The 2,212-nt window shown below is 69.4% G+C and carries 1 protein-coding gene; it reads right to left on the bottom strand.

Going from position 1 to position 2,212, the window contains the following annotated elements; translation table 11 throughout:
• A partial coding sequence (locus tag GUY60_RS37035; protein WP_312866570.1) for a transglycosylase domain-containing protein occupies positions 1-2,212 on the bottom strand: 2,212 nt, incomplete at both ends.

The following is a 2,212-nucleotide window of genomic DNA, read 5'->3' as shown; positions in this document are numbered from 1 at the left end:
GGTGGGCTGCTTCTTGGGCTTGGTGCCCTGGGCGCCTTGGGTGTCCTGGCCGTCGCCGCCGATGTCGCCTTCCACCTCGCCCGTGGGTTCGCCTGTGGGTACGCCGGTGGGCGCGGGCGTCACGGTGGGCGTGGGTGTCACCGTGGGTGTGGGCGTCGCCGTGGGCGTGGGTTCCTGTGTGGGCTCGGGTTCCTCCGGTGGGGGGAGGGGTTCCTCCGCGCCTTCCTCCAGGGTCAGGTCGAAGTCCCGTACGGGTTCGCCCTTGAGTGCGTTGCGGGTGAACTGGGCCCAGATGCGTGCCGGGTAGGCGCCGCCGTTGATGCGGGGCTGGCCGAGGGCGCCGTACAACGGGGTCTGGCCGTAGGGGGGTTGGGGGTCCTGGCCGAGTACGGCTACGACGGTGGCGAGTTCCGGGGTGTAGCCGGCGAACCAGGCGGCCTTGTCCTCCTCGGCGGTGCCGGTCTTGCCCGCGGCGGGGCGGCCGGCGGCCTGGGCGGCGGTGCCGGTGCCGTTCTCGACGACGCTCTGGAGGATGGACGTGGTGGTGTCGGCGGCCTCGCGGCTGACCGCCTGGCGGGTCTCGGGTCCGGGCAGGGGGATGTTCTCGCCGTCCTTGGACACGTCTTCGACCAGGGAGTACGCGCCGTGCATGCCGTGGTTGGCGAGGGTGGCGTAGGCCTGGGTCAGGTCGAGGACGCTGGCTGTGGCGGGGCCGAGGGCGATGGACGGGGACGCGGTGAGGTCGGGGGTGGTCGGCGGGATGCCCAGGTCGACGGCGGTCTGTCTGACCTTGTCGGAGCCGACGTCGACGGCCATCTGTGCGTAGACCGCGTTGACCGAGCGGTCGGTGGCGTCGCGGACGGTGATGTTGCCGTAGGAGCGCTGGTCCTCGTTCTCCGGGGCGTAGGCGCCGCCCGACCAGCCTTCGACGGGGCGTTGGTCGGTGCCGTCGTAGATGGTGTTCGGGTTGATGGGGCGGCCGTCCTGGGTGGTGGAGCCGTTCTGTACGGCGGAGGTGAAGACGAACGGCTTGAAGGTGGAGCCGACCTGGTAGTCGCGGCGGGTGGCGTTGTTGACGTACTGCTTCGTGTAGTCGATGCCGCCGTACATGGCGAGGACCTTGCCGGTGGCCGGGTCGATGGCGGCGCCGCCCGCGCGTACGTGGCCGTCGACGTCGCGGGCTTTCTTGTCGACCTTGGACATGAGCTGGTCCTCGACGGCGTCGACGAAGTCGTCCTGGCGGGGTTTCTGGAGGGTGGTGGTGATCCGGTAGCCGCCCTTGGCGAGGGTGTCGGTGTCGACGATGTCGTGGTCGGCGAGGTAGTCCTCGACGGCTTTGACGACGTAGCCGCGCTGTCCTGACATGCCGGAGGGTGCCTTGGCGGTCTTGGGGTCGGGGAACCTCATCGTGTTCCGGTCGGACGGGGCGAGCCACTTCTCCTTGACCATGCCGTCGAGGACGTAGTTCCAGCGGGCGGTGGCGCGGGACTTGTTCTCGGGGTGGGCGGAGACGTCGTACGCGTTGGGGGAGTTGAGGAGGGTCGCGAGGTACGCGCCTTCGGCGACGGTGAGTTGCTCGGCGTCCTTGGCGTAGTAGGAGTGGGCGGCGGCCTGGATGCCGTAGGCGTTCCGGCCGAAGTAGCTGGTGTTGAGGTAGCCGGCGAGGATGTCGTTCTTGCTGACCTGGCGGTCGAGTTTGATGGCGATGAAGAACTCTTTGGCCTTGCGGGTGACCGTCTGTTCCTGGCCCAGGTAGTAGTTCTTGACGAACTGCTGGGTGATCGTGGAGCCGGACTGTCTGCCCTTGCCGGTGAGGGTGTTCCAGGCGGCGCGGAGCATGGCTTTCGGGTCGACGGCGGACTCGGAGTAGAAGTCGCGGTCCTCGGCGGCGAGCGCGGCCTGCTGTACGTGTTTGGGGACCTGGCTGAGTGGCACGTTCTCCCGGTTGACCTCGCCGTCGCGGGCGAGCGGGGAGCCGTCCGCGTACAGGTAGACGTTGCTCTGCTTGGTGGCGGAGGCGTTGGCGGGCGGGATGTCGACGAGGAGGTATCCGGCGATCAGGGCGCCGCCGAGGAGCAGGCAGCAGAGCAGGAACGCGCCGAGGAGCATGCGCCAGGTGGGCAGGAGGCGGCGCCGGCCGGTGCGTTTGGCTCTGCGCTGTTCCTTGCGCTGTCGTCTGCGTTGCCGTCGGGTGCCGGTCGGCGGCCGGTCC

This window comes from Streptomyces boluensis (assembly GCF_009908195.1).
Taxonomy (GTDB): domain Bacteria; phylum Actinomycetota; class Actinomycetes; order Streptomycetales; family Streptomycetaceae; genus Streptomyces; species Streptomyces boluensis.
Note: the sequence above shows the minus strand (reverse complement) of the source record. Positions and strands in the feature narration are given on the sequence as shown.